The organism is Virgibacillus sp. W0430, from assembly GCF_051846935.1.
Taxonomy (GTDB): Bacteria; Bacillota; Bacilli; order Bacillales; family Amphibacillaceae; genus JBPYCR01.
On the sequence record NZ_JBPYCS010000002.1, the window covers coordinates 1 to 15,817 of the forward strand.

General features: G+C 38.7%; 15 protein-coding genes and 1 pseudogene. 2 read left to right on the forward strand and 14 right to left on the reverse strand.

Going from position 1 to position 15,817, the window contains the following annotated elements; translation table 11 throughout:
- The 8 genes and pseudogenes from ACLIBH_RS01175 to ACLIBH_RS01210 all read right to left on the reverse strand — a co-directional run.
- On the reverse strand, positions 1-431 hold a 431-nt coding region (locus tag ACLIBH_RS01175), incomplete at its 3' end, for a transposase family protein (RefSeq protein WP_439314846.1).
- A 204-nt stretch (positions 432-635) separates the two neighbouring features.
- Positions 636-1,673, reverse strand: coding sequence for a TRAP transporter substrate-binding protein (locus ACLIBH_RS01180; RefSeq protein WP_439314847.1), 1,038 nt, complete (start codon positions 1,671-1,673; stop codon positions 636-638).
- 197 nt (positions 1,674-1,870) lie between these two features.
- Entirely contained in the window at positions 1,871-4,030 is a 2,160-nt protein-coding gene (locus ACLIBH_RS01185) for a helix-turn-helix domain-containing protein (RefSeq protein ID WP_439314848.1), read from the reverse strand.
- 469 nt (positions 4,031-4,499) lie between these two features.
- Positions 4,500-4,817 carry a hypothetical protein gene (locus ACLIBH_RS01190; RefSeq protein WP_439314849.1) on the reverse strand — a complete coding sequence of 106 codons (318 nt, stop codon included), beginning with the start codon at positions 4,815-4,817 and terminating at the stop codon, positions 4,500-4,502.
- Positions 4,818-5,096: 279 nt separating this feature from the next.
- Positions 5,097-8,168: an efflux RND transporter permease subunit gene (locus tag ACLIBH_RS01195; RefSeq protein WP_439314850.1), complete on the reverse strand. Its 3,072-nt coding sequence runs from the start codon at positions 8,166-8,168 to the stop codon at positions 5,097-5,099.
- Entirely contained in the window at positions 8,165-9,034 is an 870-nt protein-coding gene (locus ACLIBH_RS01200) for an efflux RND transporter periplasmic adaptor subunit (protein WP_439314851.1), read from the reverse strand. The genes ACLIBH_RS01195 and ACLIBH_RS01200 overlap by 4 nt, the downstream gene beginning before the upstream one ends.
- 166 nt (positions 9,035-9,200) lie before the next feature.
- Positions 9,201-9,719 (reverse strand): competence protein ComK, encoded by a 519-nt coding sequence (locus tag ACLIBH_RS01205; protein WP_439314852.1) that lies wholly within the window; start codon positions 9,717-9,719, stop codon positions 9,201-9,203.
- Positions 9,720-9,979: 260 nt separating this feature from the next.
- Positions 9,980-10,191 (reverse strand): annotated as a pseudogene (locus tag ACLIBH_RS01210) (IS5/IS1182 family transposase); the annotation flags it as partial.
- Between the two features lie 471 nt (positions 10,192-10,662).
- On the opposite strand from ACLIBH_RS01210, the gene ACLIBH_RS01215 reads away from it, so the two are divergent.
- A complete protein-coding gene (locus ACLIBH_RS01215) occupies positions 10,663-10,851 on the forward strand; it encodes a YjfB family protein (protein ID WP_439314853.1) in 189 nt (62 codons plus the stop codon).
- A 214-nt stretch (positions 10,852-11,065) separates the two neighbouring features.
- On the opposite strand, the gene ACLIBH_RS01220 is transcribed toward ACLIBH_RS01215, so the two are convergent.
- Positions 11,066-11,341, reverse strand: coding sequence for a hypothetical protein (locus ACLIBH_RS01220; RefSeq protein WP_439314854.1), 276 nt, complete (start codon positions 11,339-11,341; stop codon positions 11,066-11,068).
- Positions 11,342-11,540: 199 nt separating this feature from the next.
- Complete coding sequence (gene fabZ, locus ACLIBH_RS01225) at positions 11,541-11,960, reverse strand: 3-hydroxyacyl-ACP dehydratase FabZ (protein ID WP_439314855.1); 420 nt, start codon at positions 11,958-11,960, stop codon at positions 11,541-11,543.
- A 130-nt stretch (positions 11,961-12,090) separates the two neighbouring features.
- On the opposite strand from fabZ, the gene ACLIBH_RS01230 reads away from it, so the two are divergent.
- Positions 12,091-12,234: a lmo0937 family membrane protein gene (locus ACLIBH_RS01230; protein ID WP_439314856.1), complete on the forward strand. Its 144-nt coding sequence runs from the start codon at positions 12,091-12,093 to the stop codon at positions 12,232-12,234.
- 157 nt (positions 12,235-12,391) lie between these two features.
- Here the strand turns inward: ACLIBH_RS01230 and ACLIBH_RS01235 are convergent, their stop codons facing one another.
- The 4 genes from ACLIBH_RS01235 to ACLIBH_RS01250 form a co-directional block, all read right to left on the reverse strand.
- A complete protein-coding gene (locus tag ACLIBH_RS01235; protein ID WP_439314857.1) occupies positions 12,392-12,664 on the reverse strand; it encodes a DNA-directed RNA polymerase subunit beta in 273 nt (90 codons plus the stop codon).
- A 56-nt stretch (positions 12,665-12,720) separates the two neighbouring features.
- Positions 12,721-13,542: a flagellar hook-basal body protein gene (locus ACLIBH_RS01240; protein ID WP_439314858.1), complete on the reverse strand. Its 822-nt coding sequence runs from the start codon at positions 13,540-13,542 to the stop codon at positions 12,721-12,723.
- Positions 13,543-13,552: 10 nt separating this feature from the next.
- Positions 13,553-14,371, reverse strand: a complete 819-nt coding sequence (locus ACLIBH_RS01245) for a flagellar hook-basal body protein (RefSeq protein ID WP_439314859.1) — start codon at positions 14,369-14,371, stop codon at positions 13,553-13,555.
- A gap of 165 nt (positions 14,372-14,536) precedes the next feature.
- A complete protein-coding gene (locus ACLIBH_RS01250; RefSeq protein ID WP_439314860.1) occupies positions 14,537-15,538 on the reverse strand; it encodes a rod shape-determining protein in 1,002 nt (333 codons plus the stop codon).
- Positions 15,539-15,817 lie beyond the last annotated feature (279 nt).

Genomic DNA, 15,817 nt, shown 5'->3' on the forward strand with positions numbered 1-15,817 from the left:
TCCAACAAGGTCGAACCTACTTCATCAAACCTACGCATCACAGTTGTCGCAGAAGTATTAAACCTAGAGGCAATATCTTGAAAGTTCTTCCCATGGATAAGCTCCAATGCAATAGCCTTTTTCAATTCCTTAGATTGTCTTTGATAGCGTTCTACTAAAGAATTATTCTCATAGAAACGTTTTTCACATCCGTGCTGCTGACATGAATAACGGCGTTTGCGGTAAAATATAAGTGTTTCTCTTACAAATAATTTCGTATGTTGTATCTTTTGAATGCGATAGTCGTGCACTTTCTTTGTATGAGAGTTACACGCTGGACAGTGATGCGAAGTGACATCCAGTTCCACGTGAATTTGAAAAACACCATCATTTTCAATAGATTTTTTGATGTGAAATGCTTCTAAACCTGGTAAAGAAATGTTAAAATTCACTTACACGCAACTCCTTTTGTGTTTGTTTTGTCGTTAAAACAAGTCTAACAAATTTTGGAGTTTGCGTGCTTTTATTTTGCTGAATTTTTTCTATACCCCAACATATATTTTAGAGCCTAATTTTTCTATGCTTTCTAATCGGTATAATAAAAAATAGAGGCGGACATCCCGCCCCCTTATCTATTTCGTTACGTTAACGAGTTTTTAGTTGTTTGCTCGATATTCTTCTAAAAATTCCAGCATTTCATCTACTGCTTCATCGCTCGTTTGCTCTCTTGCGATGTCATAAACTGGATCCATTTTTTCACGGAATGGAGCTGGGTCTGGTTCCGTAATTTCTACAAATTCGTCTGCTAATAGCTCATCCATTTCTAAGCTTTCTTCAATTGTATATTCGCGTGAAGCTTTTTCTGCTTCTTCACCTGCTTTTAACACAATTTGCTGAAGCTCTTCATCGAGGTTATTAAATAAATCCAAGTTCATAATGAATTTCGCTGTGTAAAAAGAAATGTTTACGTTTGTTAAATAGTCTTGAACTTCATGGAATTTCGTTTGATAAATCGCGTCTTTCGGGTTAAATTGTCCATCAACAACGCCTTGAGAAAGTGCTAAGTAAAGCTCTGAATATGGCATACTAGAAACCTGGCTGCCTAGTGCTTCAAATGTTTCCATCAAAATAACGTCATTCGGTGCACGCATTTTAATACCTTCTAAATCTTCTGGCTTGTTAATTGGACGTACATTGTTCGTTATTTGAGCAAAACCACCTAAATCCGTCGTACCGATTACTTTAAAGCCGTAATCTTCGCCCATATCTGCCCATTTTTGACCGATTTCACTATCCAACAACGCGTACGCCTCGTCAAAATCATTAATTAAGAACGGCATTGAAATTAAGCCATATTCAGGGATCGTATTTGCTACAAGGCTTGTCCCAATAATTTGCATTTCAAGTGCTCCCGCTTGGATAGACTCTAACATTTCTTGCTCATTTCCTAACGCTTCTCCTGGGAAGATTTCTACAGTAATGCGACCATCTGATTCTGCTTCTACGACTTCTTTAAACTTTTTAGCAGCGATATCCTTTACGGAACCTTCTACTGTATTAAAACCAATTCTCCATTCTTGTGTTTCTTCGCTGTCTCCACCTTCACTTCCAGCATCATCTTTTCCTCCACATGCAGTAGCGAGTGCAAGTACAAAAGCTGTTATCGCAACTAAAAATAGCCATTGTTTTTTCATTTATAGTCCCCCATTATTTGTTAAAATTATGTTTTTATTGAGCATACTAGCTTTTCTTTATGCTCTTCTGCTAAGCCTCCTCTGATTATATAATAAAGTACAGTATAAGCAATATAGCGCATTAATTCAGTGTGTAAACATACAAATTATTAGAATAAATATTGAACGATATACAAAACGTTACTTTACAAATGCCGTTACATTTTCATCCAATCGCTTTTTGTTCCGAGAACCTCCATAATATTCCAGGCAAACTTCAGTTGTAACAAGTCATCCTTTGGGGATAAGCCTATTATTTCTTCGATTCGTTTTAGTCGATAATGCAACGTGTTAATATGCAAATGTAGATCTTCTGCTGTTTGCTTTAAGTTTTGATTATTGCTTAAAAATATATCTAATGTTTTTATGAGCTCCTCTCGGTTTTGGTGCTCATAGTCGAATAACGGCTTCAACTGATCCAGCACAAATTGCTGCAATTCTTCCTGAGATGTGTTCATTATGATTCGCGATAAACCAATTTCCTTATACGTCATAATTTGCGCGGGCACTTTTCTTTCATGTAAAATATCCATACATTTATTCGTATCTTGAAACGATAGTTGGATATCTTTCCACGATTTTGAAAGTCTACCAATCGCAAAGGAACAGGAAAAGCTTGGGAAGTCATTTTCGATTTGCTGTTTAATTGTTTTTACAAGGGTTAGTGCGCGTTCAATTGCACGTTCGTCGGTCACATTTTTATTCCAGCCGACTAATGCTTTTAAGCCATGCATTCGATGAAATGTAATATTGCTCATGTTTGCTTGTAAAATGATTTTTTCAATTCTTCTTTGCAACCGTTTTATTTGATGCTTATCAAAGTAAATATGATTATCTATCGTTCGATCAAGCTCAATTCCGATAAAATTATAATAAAATCGATCGGAAATTCCTAAATAGCTCCCTTGCTTTTTAATGAGCTCCACATCAAGGTTTGTATCGATATCATCTAAAAACTCCCCTTTTATTCGTTGCTCCGTTTCATATATTGACTCCCGCTTTAGCAATTCGATAGCTATAACGGTTGCCGATTGTTCAATCGTCGTTTTCTCTAGCTGTTTAATCGCATTGTTTCTTTCTACAATAATTAAATAGCCACGAACATGGTTAGCGACGATAATCGGATAAAGAAACAGAGGGTACGTGATGGGATATGTTTCGGCTTTTTTTATATGAACCGGCTGTTTTGTTTGTTCAATCTTTTTAAATTCGTGTAAAAAAGACGGCATTTCCTGTACGAACCCTAAATCCTCTTCAATATCGGATGCGGCTAATAAATTTATGTGTTCATCGTATATTACGATTGGGTTATCTATAACGTCGGCGATAACATTTGCCATTTCTGATATTTGCTTTTGCTGCAAAATTATTTCCATTAGTTTTGTATGAATGTTTGAGGCAGACTCGAGCAGTTTGTTTTTATGCTGAATGGACTCATTCAATTGTTGGAGCACTTGTACTTGATCTTCAAGCTCCTGAAATAATTGAGCACGTTGAATAGCAAGTGACGCTTGGTTACAAATAGCTTCCAGCAAATCAAGGTCGTCCTGATTAAAATTAGCATTAATAAAATAATTGTTAATGACAATTACGCCGAGACATTTACCTTCTATTATAAACGGGCACCCCATCGTATCGCGAGGTTGTGCATTTTCACCGTTTGCATCTTTAGGAACGGCCTGATCAAAATAATATCGGTTTTTTTCCTCCATCGTTGTCATTGCAGCTAATACATTTTTAGTATTTTTATAAATTGTCGGCTTACCTGTAGAAAAGGTAAGTCCGGTTAATGATTCGTTTGGCTTAAATCGAATATGTTTAATATACCTCCAGTCGTATCCGCCTGTCACCATGGGAACTAACAGATTTTCTTTTTCATCGTAGAAATAAATACTTCCTGCATCCGCCGCTTCAATAACTTCCAACGTATTGCTTAAAATTTGTTTAAGTACGTCTTTAAATCTTAGCGGGGAGGCGAGTGTTTTCGCAGTGTACAGAAGGAGATTTCTCGATTTTAACTGGTAGCTTGCTTTCCGGATTAATCCAATAAATTGCCAATGATGATGAACTATTTTCTCCCAGCGGTCTTTCTCCCTTTGAGAGAAAAGCTCGGAAAATGTAAGTAATACCGTTGTTTGCGGTTCGACATTGACTTGTATTGTTGTAGCCTCTGCTTCATTGACCGTACATTCTTCATTCTCAAGCATGAAATTATACGTAGTTTGCTTATGTGTAATTTCAAAATCTACGAGCTGATGATCCAACAGTTCTGCTAAATTCGTAATTGACTCAGAAAATGATTTATATACTTGCAACACGTATGATCATCCTTTTTATATTTGCATGTTTTGGTGCAAATGCTCTATTATTACAATAAAAATTTTACCATAAATTTAACGGAATTATCGCCTTTTTATTTCTCTCTATTTTATTTATTGACCATCTTATATTGATTTAATTACATACGAGCGGAAATGGGGTGGAGCGACATCGAAGTCGTAAAGTGTTTTCGTTACTTTATTTAATGTATTTAAGAGCACGTGCGGGGGGAGATCGGATACAATGAATGCTACCTAATTAAGTTTGATTGTTTTACTCCAAATAGACTGCTTACCCACGTTTTCCCTATGGAAAAAGACTTGCTTTATGCAAGTCCTCCTGTGTAATACGTATATTTGTGCTATAGCTATTCGTTTATAGTTTTAAAAAGGCCGTTCGTTAAATCACATAACAGAGTAATAAAATAAGTAATATGAGAACGATTGCTAATGATTTATAATGGATAGCTTATAAAACTTCTCCATTCGCTTCCAATTCAGGATCTGGCTTTGCAGCATTAATCATTAAAAAGATTGCTGAAATAACGTGCATGATCCAGCCTAAAATTGGAACCCATCCAATACATGAAGTAATTATCCCAATTATACTACCTGCTGTAGGTCCACCATCTTTTTTCGTCAGTATAAGTGTGACAATATGTAATATGAGCATAACTAAAAGCGGTGTCCAATAAAGACCGATTACAAATGCACCACCGATAAACGGAATGGCTAAAAGGGCTTCACAACTACCAGAAATCCACTTTAAAATACGCGATACAGACATTTTTTCACCCCAGTTCTCCTCTTTAGTTTCGATATAAAAATATATTTCTATCGTACCATTCGTTCCTAATTTTGTCGATTGATTATTCGCATGATACGGAAGGATGAACTGTATATACGAGCGGTGAAATTGGTGTCGAAAAGTTCGTTTTCGGTAGAAGTGATTTTAACGGAAGTCTTGTACAGGAAAACGCACTAACGCGATTTGTTTAGACCAAAGTATCCAGCCCCAAGCATCATTGTCAATTGAAGCTTGGGGCTGTTCCATATTATTGTTCTTTCACACCGTTTTTTCATTTTTCTTGCGGCGCATTACTTTATGAGTTAAATCATCAAAGAATGTGTAAACAACCGGGATGAGTAGCAATGTAAATATACTTGCTATTCCTAATCCAAAAATAATTGTTATCGCAAGCGGTTGCTGCATTTCTGCCCCTTCTCCAAGAGCTAGGCCGAGAGGAATCATTGCTAGTATTGTCGTTAATGTCGTCATTAATATCGGACGCAAACGGCTTCTTCCTGCCTCAATAATTGCTTCGTACCGTACCATACCTCTACCTCGTAATATATTAATGTAATCGACTAATACGATTGAATTATTGACAACAATTCCTGCAAGCATAATGATTCCGATAAATGCAGGGATACTGAAAGGAAGTCCGGTGACAAGCAAGCCAACGATCACTCCAACGACAATGGCAGGCATAGAGAACATAATAATAAATGGGAAAAGAAAGTTTTCAAATTGGATTGCCATGACCGCATAAACTAAAAATATAGAAAAAACGAGTGCTAAGGCGAGATCAGAAAAGGACTTGGCCATATCCTCTGCTTGGCCGCCAATTTCATAGCTGTAGCCTTCCGGAAAGCTCATTTCATCTAAGACAATCTCTACATCTTTAACGATAGAGCCGAGATCTCGATCAACGATCTCACTCGTAACGTTCATTTGCGATTGTTGATTTTGACGCAGCAATGTTTCCGGCCCTTGTACTTCTGTAAAGGATGCTATTTCCGCTAATGGAATGAGTCCGCCTGACGGAAGTTGAATTGTTGTATTTTCAAGGTCGTTTATTTCGGTTCTCTTTTCTTCTGGATAAAGTAAGGTAACATCGATTTCATGACCAGCCTCACGATATAACGTTCCGACTTGACCGGTAAATTGCAATTGAATTTGTCCGATCACTTGCTCCTTCGTTAACCCATAAGCAGCAGCCTTTTCAGCATCTACTTCTATGCCCATTTGTGGAATTGTATCCGACGCTGCTGATTGTGCATTATAAATGCCTTTAACTTCTTCAATTTCGTAAACTACGTGTTCAGCAAGGTCACGTAAAACGGCATGTTCCGGGCCGTTTAACTGAATTTGAATTGGGTCGCCCATTCCCATGCCTGCATCCATTGCACTAACACTAATATCCGCTCCAGGAATTGACTCCAATTGTTCGTCTAGCCCTTGGACAACGTCAACAGTAGATTGTTCACGGTCAGCAGATGGAATGAGTTGTATTGTAAAGGCTGCACTATTTGCGCCCGTACCCATACTATCAAATCCTGTGTTCCCAATACTGACGAAGTTTGTTTCGATCAGTTCCTCATAATGCGATACCTTTTCCTGAACTTGATCTACAATTGCTTCGGTATACTGTAATGCACTTCCTGCTTTCGTTTCCACTCTGATTTCTAATTGCCCTTGATCGGAAGACGGAATAAACTCCGCACCGATTAATGGGGTAATTGCTAAGCTAGCGACAATTGCTATTATCGTACCGATTACCGTTGTTTTTCTAAATTTCAATACTTTTTTTAGGACTTTTGCATATCCATCGGTTAAATATTGTAAAAGTCGGTCGAACCAGTAGCGTCTGCCGCTATCCTCTAACCCTTTTGATAAAAGCTTCGATGACAGCATCGGAACAAGTGTTACTGCTACAACGAGCGATGCAATCAATGAGAAGGAAACTGCTAACGCAAGTGGTGTAAACATATCTGAAGCAATTCCTTCTACATAAACAATCGGTAAAAATACGACAAGGGTAGTTGTTGTTGAGGCAATTACAGCTGGTGCAAGCTCGGTTGCTCCTTTAATTGCTGATTCAATAAGCGAAAGCCCTTTTTGTCGATACGAATATATATTTTCCAATATTACAATGGAGCTATCAACCATCATTCCGAGTCCCAGTGCCAACCCACCGAGCGTTAATATATTCAATGTTTCGCCTGTAAAATACATTAATGAAAAGGTTGAAATGATTGCAATTGGAATAGACAATCCGATAACGATTGTAGCGCGTATGCTCTTTAAAAAGAGTAGCAATACAAAAATAGAAATTGCTCCACCGATTAAAATGTTTTTCGTAACGGAGTCGATGGACATTTGAATAAACTCCGATGTGTCAATAATAACATCGAGCTGAACACCTTCTGGTAATTGCGACTGAATATCTTCCATACTTTCCGTAATGTTTTCAGCTACTTCAACTGTATTTGCATCGGTTTTTTTCATAATGGATACGACGAGGGATGGCTTACCGTTAACTAATGTCGCTGACCCCATTTTCTTGAACGTATCCTTTACCTCTGCAACATCATCAATATGGATTGTCGCCCCTAGCTCGGTTTGTACGATCGTCTTTTCTATATCTTCAACTGATGTAAATTCTCCAATTACCCGCAGTTGTAAATCTTGGTTTCCTTTTTCTATTTTCCCAACAGATGCCGATTGATTTGCGGCGCGTAATGCTTGGGAAATTGCTTGAGTCGTCACACCATATTGCTGTAGCTTCGTTTGATCAAGAACGAGTTGAATTTCGCGTTCTTTCCCACCTTCAACGGATACAGATGCCACGCCTCCTTGTCTTTCAAAAAAAGGTACAATGTGGTCATCGGCAATTTCTGTTAAAATGTCGGGATCTTTACCTGTTAAACCTACCCACATTACCGGTAATTGGTCTGGACTAAATCGCATAATATTCGGCTCTCTAGATCGTTCAGGCAGCATTCCTTTAACTTGGTCTACTTTCTCCCGTACATCAAGCAAGGCTTGATCCAAATCTGTTCCATTTTTAAACATCATAATTACAAGTGATGTTCCTGATTGTGATTGGGATTGAACGGTTTCCATTCCTTCAACAGAGCTAACGGATGATTCGATTGGACGACTTATTAGTCTCTCTACTTCCTCTGGGGCAGCATCTTCATACGAAGTCGCTACGACGGCAATCGGTAAATCAATTTTCGGAAACAGATCAACAGCTAAATTTTTTAAAGAGACGATCCCTAAAGCAATAATCGCAAGAACAATCATAATAACGCCAACTGGCCTTTTTACAGAAACGTTTACGAGCTTCACGATGATTTCCCTTCCTTCACGACTTCCACTTTACTCTGATCCGATAGTGTTAATTGGCCACTAATAACAACTTGATCTCCTTTATTAAGCTCACCGGTGATTGCCGTTTTGTCCGATTGTGTCGCTTGAATTTCAATGGCTGTTTTCGTTGCTTCGTTATTTTTAATGACATAAATAAAGACGTCACCGCCTTCTGTTACAACCGCTTCTGTTGGCACGATAATCGTCGATTCAACGACTTTTTCTGTGACATACATCTCTGCAACTACACCAGCATGGATATCAGATTTGCTATTGTCGACACGTGCCTTAACTTGATACAAGCCTGTTTCCTCCGGTATCGTACTTTTCGTTATAATTTCTGCCTCATATTCTATATCTGAAATGAGAACAGGCCATTTGTCTCCTGATTTGATAAGCTGAAGGACATTTGCTGTCACTGAAAATACAATATGTATTTCTTCTGTATCTACAATCATAGCGATCGGTTCTTCGCTCGTAGCTACCGTTCCTTCTAATTGCAAATTAGCTACCTCTCCATCTCTTGGTGCTTTAACAGTCTGTTTCCCCATCGGTGTAGTTATTCTAGCAATCCGATCGTTCTTTTCCACGATATCGCCATTTTCAACGTAGCGTGTATCTATTTCACCTGGGTTTTGTGCGAGTACTGGAACCGCTGCCGCTGGATTTGTGCGACCGTATACGGATCTTTCTACAACGAAATCACCTGTTTCGACCTCTACTACTTCTACTGGAATCGACCTTTCATTATCCGTGTTTTCATTGCTGACTTCCTCTTTGTCCGTACAGGCGGCAACTATTATTATGCACATAAGAATAAGAACGCCTACCAATTGTTTTTTCATTCAAGCTACTCCCCTCAATACACTCTATTTGAATGTTCGACTTCAATTTGCTTTGAATTATTTGGGTAAAGAAGAGACCCCCTCTACTATCTTACATCTTATAAAACCGTTTTGTAATGAACGTTTTGTTAATTTTTTGCATTTGCTGTTCAGTTTCACTTACTAACTATCTAGGCTTTATTAATTTATCTGTTGATTTGACCATTTCTATCATTGGCATATACTCTTTTCTATATATAACGTCGCGGTGATAATGAACAATTAATTGACTTGCCTTTTTATATTGCTTATCAAAGCTATTTGCAGATATATTCACTAATAAACCCGATTGATCGGTAAAACAAATAAATGTTTGATTTTCTCTTGATTCATACGATTTTATATGGAAATAGGACACATAAATACAGTCGTTTTTTCTTGGAGATGCGGTTGGAATCATGTAAACACCTTGACTTGGTATAACAGCAACCGGGAGTTTACTACTGCTTTTAAGGATGTTGACAGCTGTTTCTTTTCTGCCTGCTAAGCTTGCTCCATAAAAGGTACAGCTGTTATCCAAAATTTTTTCCGGAGAATGTGTGGATTTTCGAACCGTATTCCCTTCAAAAATAATTGATCGGTAATACGTGGATTCACTCGCGGCAATTGCTTTTGTTCTCCGGGATATAATAAATACAGCCGACATGTCCATCCTCCTCGTATATTGAGTCCATTTCATAATTGCCATTTTTAAAAAATGACAAAAGAACAGAATTTTAAAATCCACTTAAAAATTTAAAGCGAGATTGGTGTCTGCTGTGCTCCATCCGAATCCACTTCGCTTTCCGCAGGCAACGCCTCAACTACTTTTAAACGTTTTTCCCTACACTTTTAAAATGGATTTTCGACTGGTGCTTTACCTGCGGATCCAGATTCTACACAGACGAGTTGGTGTTGCTATGCAGTCTCTGTTTCTTGGTTATAGATAGGCAAGTTAGCTTCTCTTTCAGCCTTTTTTTAACCATGCCTCACGCTCTTCTTTTGGTTTACGCCCACGTTTCTGCGGTTCAGATTTGGTTTTTTCCTTCTTTAGCGGAGCCTGATCACGAGCCTCACAAAGGGGTTGCATCAATCGCGACAGTATCATCAATGATGTAGCCTTCTTTGATTGCTTGAAGAACAAGATTTCTTTAACAATCTATTGTACTATTGTTGGATTAATTTATCTAATTATTGTGGCGTTGGGATTGAGTCACGTATTTGTGGGTGTTATATTAAGAAGTTAAAAAACCTCTCTTTGTATTCGTTAATTTTAGTATTGAATCCTACCGACCGCAATAGATATACACTACGCTTTCCGAGGAGTCTGAAGCCGTGCCCGCGGAAAGCATCCACCTGCAGGGAAAATCAACGGTGTTATTCATGTGTACATCGTTCGAAGTATAATTGATCACATATTATCGAGTTAGATTCGTGCATCTGTTCCCCCACAAACATTTTACTCATACTGGCGTTGGCGTATTTTCTGAACGCATTTGTTATAAGCCGTTTATGCATGTCTTATACTGTAAAAATAAGTGAATCAAAAGCAATCTATGGTACAATTTATGAAGTAGTACAAAATGTTTTCACAACGAGGGGGAAAGTCGATGGATATTGCAGCTATGTCTATCCTTATGGCCAATCAAAACGTACGTATTAATGCACAAACAGCTGTATTAACTCATGCGAAGCAACACGCACAGCAGCAAGGAAATCAAATCGTTGAAATGCTACAGCAATCTGCTCCAAAGGTCGAGCACCCTTCTTTAGGAAAAACGGTTGATTTTTACGGATGAAAAGTAGCGTCACTATACTTTAAAGCTCATTATACCACCTATTTGAAGAAAAGGTATACCGCCTCGTTTGAGGAGTATACCTTTTCTATTGATACATTTGAGGTGCTACGGTAATTGCTTAACTATCATTCATTAAAGCATGCAAATAACCAGCACTTACACCTTTACGTTATTTTTTACGTTTCCTACACATAATGAAGCAATGTGTTTTAAACTATTGATTGTTATTATTATTCATACCACCGTTATTATCATTTAAATCGGGTTCATTCCCGTCTTCATTATCAACTGGATTGTTGTTATTATCGTTATCCATATTGGTATTATCGTCTAAATTCCCGTTATCCATATTATTATTGTTATTTTCTTCGTTTAACGGCGCATCGTTGTTGTCATCACCCGGGAGATCATCATTATTTGTTCCACAAGCAGTTGCTAAAGCTACTATGAGTAATGGGGTGCAAAGCTTTAATAAAAGATTCCTTTTCATCTGACTTCCCTCCTTTTATCCATGTTATTTCCGTTTTAGCTTAACCACTTTTATATAAGTGATACTTCCTTTTTAAAAAGAATTAAAAAAACCACCGACGTAACGAGTGGATTTTGATTCGATGTACACTAAGAAAATCCGCTCAACGTAGAGGTTTTTTTATGTTAGCATTATTTAAAATGGAACTAATACAATGCGCTTATTTTATTGCAAAAGTAATTTCTGCCTCACAAGCAAGCTTGCCATTTACTGTTGCTCGCCCTTTCCCTTTTCCGATTGGGCCTTTCATCCGTAAAATTTCGACTTCAAGCATAAGCTGATCGCCAGGCTGTACTTGTCGTTTAAATCGGCACTTATCTACTCCGGCCAAAAAGCCAATCTTTCCTTTATTTTCCTCTATACCAAGTACGGCGATTGCCCCTACCTGAGCAAGTGCCTCAAGAATTAATACACCTGGCATTACTGGATAATCAGGAAAATGGCCTTGAAAGAATGGTTCATTGATCGTAACGTTTTTGAGTCCAACGACTCGCTTTCCTTCTTCCATTTCAGTAACTTCATCCACAAATAAAAAAGGGTATCGATGTGGAATAATTTTTTTAATTTCATTTACATTCATTTTATCAACTCCAATACATGTTTAACAAAAGGAAAAAACGGATATATCTTTTTCAAAGCAACAATTAGTAACTAAATCGGTATCAAGGATATTTAATGTTTTAAATTCGCTTAACAAGGAGGATATAATTGTGCTTTGGACTATCATTTTTATTTTAATCCTGTTATGGGTACTCGGTTTTTCATTTGAAATAGCTGGTAATTTAATTCACATTTTGCTCGTTATTGCGTTGATCGTTCTAATCTTCCGCATATTTACAGGAAGAACGCCTTAAGGAGTATAATGGAATTTGCGATTGCACATGACTGTTGCAATGTTTCTACAGGTGCGAACATGCAATAGACGGATAATTCAAACGCTGCATAGTAGATAAACGAAAACTAGACGATTTCTGTCTAGTTTTTTTATCGTCCAGCGATTTCTCTTATCCACTATTCCTTCGTTACGATATCAATAATGTGTTGCCATGTTTCCTTCTTTAAAGCATCCGATGGGTTTCCATCTCCAAGTACTCCATAACCGAACATTAAGCCAGCCATAAGGCTTCCAGCAAAAAGTAAGAGAACAAAGATTACACGTAAGCCTATCGGAAATATACGGCGTCTAGGCTTCTTCGTACGCTTCTTTTTCTCTTTTTCTTCCTGCCTTGTTTTTCCTTGATCGTGTTGTTCTTTTTCTGAATGGTTATTTTTTAATTGTTTCATGGGTTGTTTCACCTTAATTCTATTAAAACTTCGGCTATGCCGAACGTTCATTTTGATTAGCGAAGCTGGTTTACTAAGCCTTGCATCTGATCCCCCATCGAAATGGTGCGTGCGTTAAACTGATAGGAGCGCTGGGTCATAAGTAATTCGGTCATTTGTTTCGCAAGATCAACGTTTGATTGCTCTAGTGCTCCGCTTTTCAGTATTTCTGTCGCCGGATCTGCCGCTTGAATTACTTCATTGATCGGGTACTCAACATCTGGAAGTCGATACAAATTTCCCCCCGTTGCCTCAAACACCTTTGGACGAATGGCCTCCACAATTGCCAAGCTTCCGACTGTTTCTGTTTGATTTCCACGTTGAACGGTAATTTGGCCGTTTGTGTTGATATGAATGGAATCAAACCCTTGTGGAATAACGATAGATCCATTTAAGCCTCGAACAGGATGCCCAGCTTGAGTAGTTAACTGTACATCCGCACCATTGTTAATTGGCTGCAAATAAAACGCACCGTCTCGCGTATAGCGTGTTTCCGTAATGCCATTTTCAATTACATCCAATTGGTAAAAATAATTTTCTTGGAGCAATGCTGTGTCAAGCGCCCGGTTTGTTTCTTTTATTGCGCCGAGCTGATCGTTTGTACTTATTTTACCGAGTTTGGCTCCTGAACCGATCCGCAAGCCGTCCGGCGTTTGCCTACCTACGGCATTGCGTGAATCCGATAAATTATTCATTTGTTGAAATAGTAAGGAGGAAAAGGCTGTTTCACGACTTTTGTAGCCTGTTGTCTGGCTGTTTGCCATGTTATGTCCAATAACATCGAGCTTCTGTTGCAGCTGATTCATCGTAACGGCTGCTTGTATCATCGTTCGTGACATAAAATACCTCCTATCCTAATCGACCGATTTCATTAACTGCTTTCCCCATGCTTTCATCATACGCTTTCAACACGCGCTGATTTGATTCAAACATACGGTACGCTTCCATCATTTGTGTCATCGATTGCAATGAATCGACGTTTGATCGTTCTAAATACCGTTGCTTAAGCATAAAAGTTGCTCCTGCTTGTCCAGGTGCAATACTGTTTATATTGGCTTCTCCGCGCAGTAATCCATTTCCTTCTTTAACTAATTGGCCGACATTTTCAATGTACATAATACCGAGTTCAGTAGTTTGTCCTTCCGCTTCTACGAGACCTTCAGGGGAAATGGTAAATTCCGAGCGATTTGTTTGGATTCGATTTTGTCCGTTGTCCAATACGTAATAGCCTTCATTCGTTACTAAAAACCCTTGTCCGTCTACTGTAAAATTGCCATTTCTCGTATACCGAACTTCTCCAGATTCGTTTTGGACTGTAAAAAACAAGCTGCCTGTTTCGTCTGGAAGTGTTCGATTTACGAGGGCGACATCGGTAGAAATGCCTGTTTCAGTTATATCGCCTTGAGCAAAATTTGGAATTGTTTCATGAACATATACGCCGGTATTCATCCTGCCAATTGGCTGTTGAACCGGTAATTGTAAATGTCGCTTCGTTGGAGTATGTTTCGTACCCATTTGCTGAAGAAGCATTTCAGGAAACGCTCTGAGGGTCGCTTCATCGGCTTTATACCCTGGTGTGTTCGCATTAGCAATATTGTTTGATAGCGCTTCTTGGCGTCTTTGCTGGGCAATCATTCCACTTGCAGCTGTATAAAATCCTCTAAGCATCCTTTCCCCCCTAACGTATTTAAACCAGTAATAGCTGTTTATTTGTTTTATTCCCTTGAGTAACCGAGCGTACGCTGCAGAATGGAGGAGCAGTACGTCTGTTCAAATTGGAAATTTGTCGTCCTAGCTACCTACGCATTTACTTGTATTTCGTGTAAGATGTAATTACATAATTTTTTTACGATCTATTTTATCAATGTTTTCTAACATAAGCCCTGTGCCGGTAGCTACACAATTCATTGGTTCTTCTGCTAAAAATACAGGTACTTTTAATTCTTCAGACAACAATTGGTCGATGCCATGAATCATCGCGCCTCCACCAGTTAAAATTACGCCGCGGTCAATAATATCTGCGGATAACTCGGGTGGTGTACGTTCGAGAACCGATTTTGCTGCTTGTGTAATTAATGCGACCGATTCACGTAGTGCTTCTTCAATTTCGTTGGAGTAAACGGTTATTGTGCGTGGCAATCCTGTAACCATATCCCGGCCGCGAATAGCCAATTCCTCTTGTCTTGATCCTGGGAAAACCGTCGCGACGTTTACTTTAATGTCCTCGGCCGTCCGTTCACCAATTAAAAGCTTGTATTCTTTTTTAATGTACTGCAATATTTCAACGTCAAATTTATCGCCGGCCATTTTAATCGATTCAGCGGTTACAATATCACCCATCGATAATACCGCGACATCAGTTGTTCCACCACCAATATCGATAACCATGTTTCCGCTCGGCTGGAAGATTTCCATACCAGCACCAATGGCTGCTACTTTCGGCTCTTCCTCTAAATATACTTTCCTACCGCCAGATTTCTCTGCCGCTTCTTTAATTGCCTTTTGCTCCACTTTTGTAATATTCGTTGGGCAGCAAATTAACATGCGTGGCTTTGACAAAAACCCGCGCACATTTATTTTATTTATAAAATGCTTTAACATTGCTTCTGTAACATCAAAATCTGCTATAACGCCATCTTTCAGTGGACGAATGGCTTCAATATTCCCTGGTGTTCGACCGACCATCCGGTGCGCTTCTTCGCCAACTGCAAGTACTTTCCCTTGCACTCGATCCATTGCTACGACTGCCGGTTCATTTAATACAATCCCTTTTCCTTTTACATGGATCAGCACGTTTGCTGTTCCAAGATCAATCCCAATATCCCTAGAAAACATGTACGTTTATCCTCCTTGCAACTAACTGTCCTGAGCCGTTTTCAAAAAATGCATAACTAATATAATATTTTACCACAAAGTTCTACAATTAACTGCATTTAAGTTAAAATTGTTAAATCAATTTTCGACACTCGTCAAATAATCTGCTTCGTTTCAGATCCTCTACTCATTACTGCAGTGAAAGGCAGACGCGTTTCGCCGGTATGGCATCAGCCGCTTCCCTCGCTACGCTTAGTACAGAACCTTTGTCTCAAAGCATACGTCCGAAAATCCTTAATG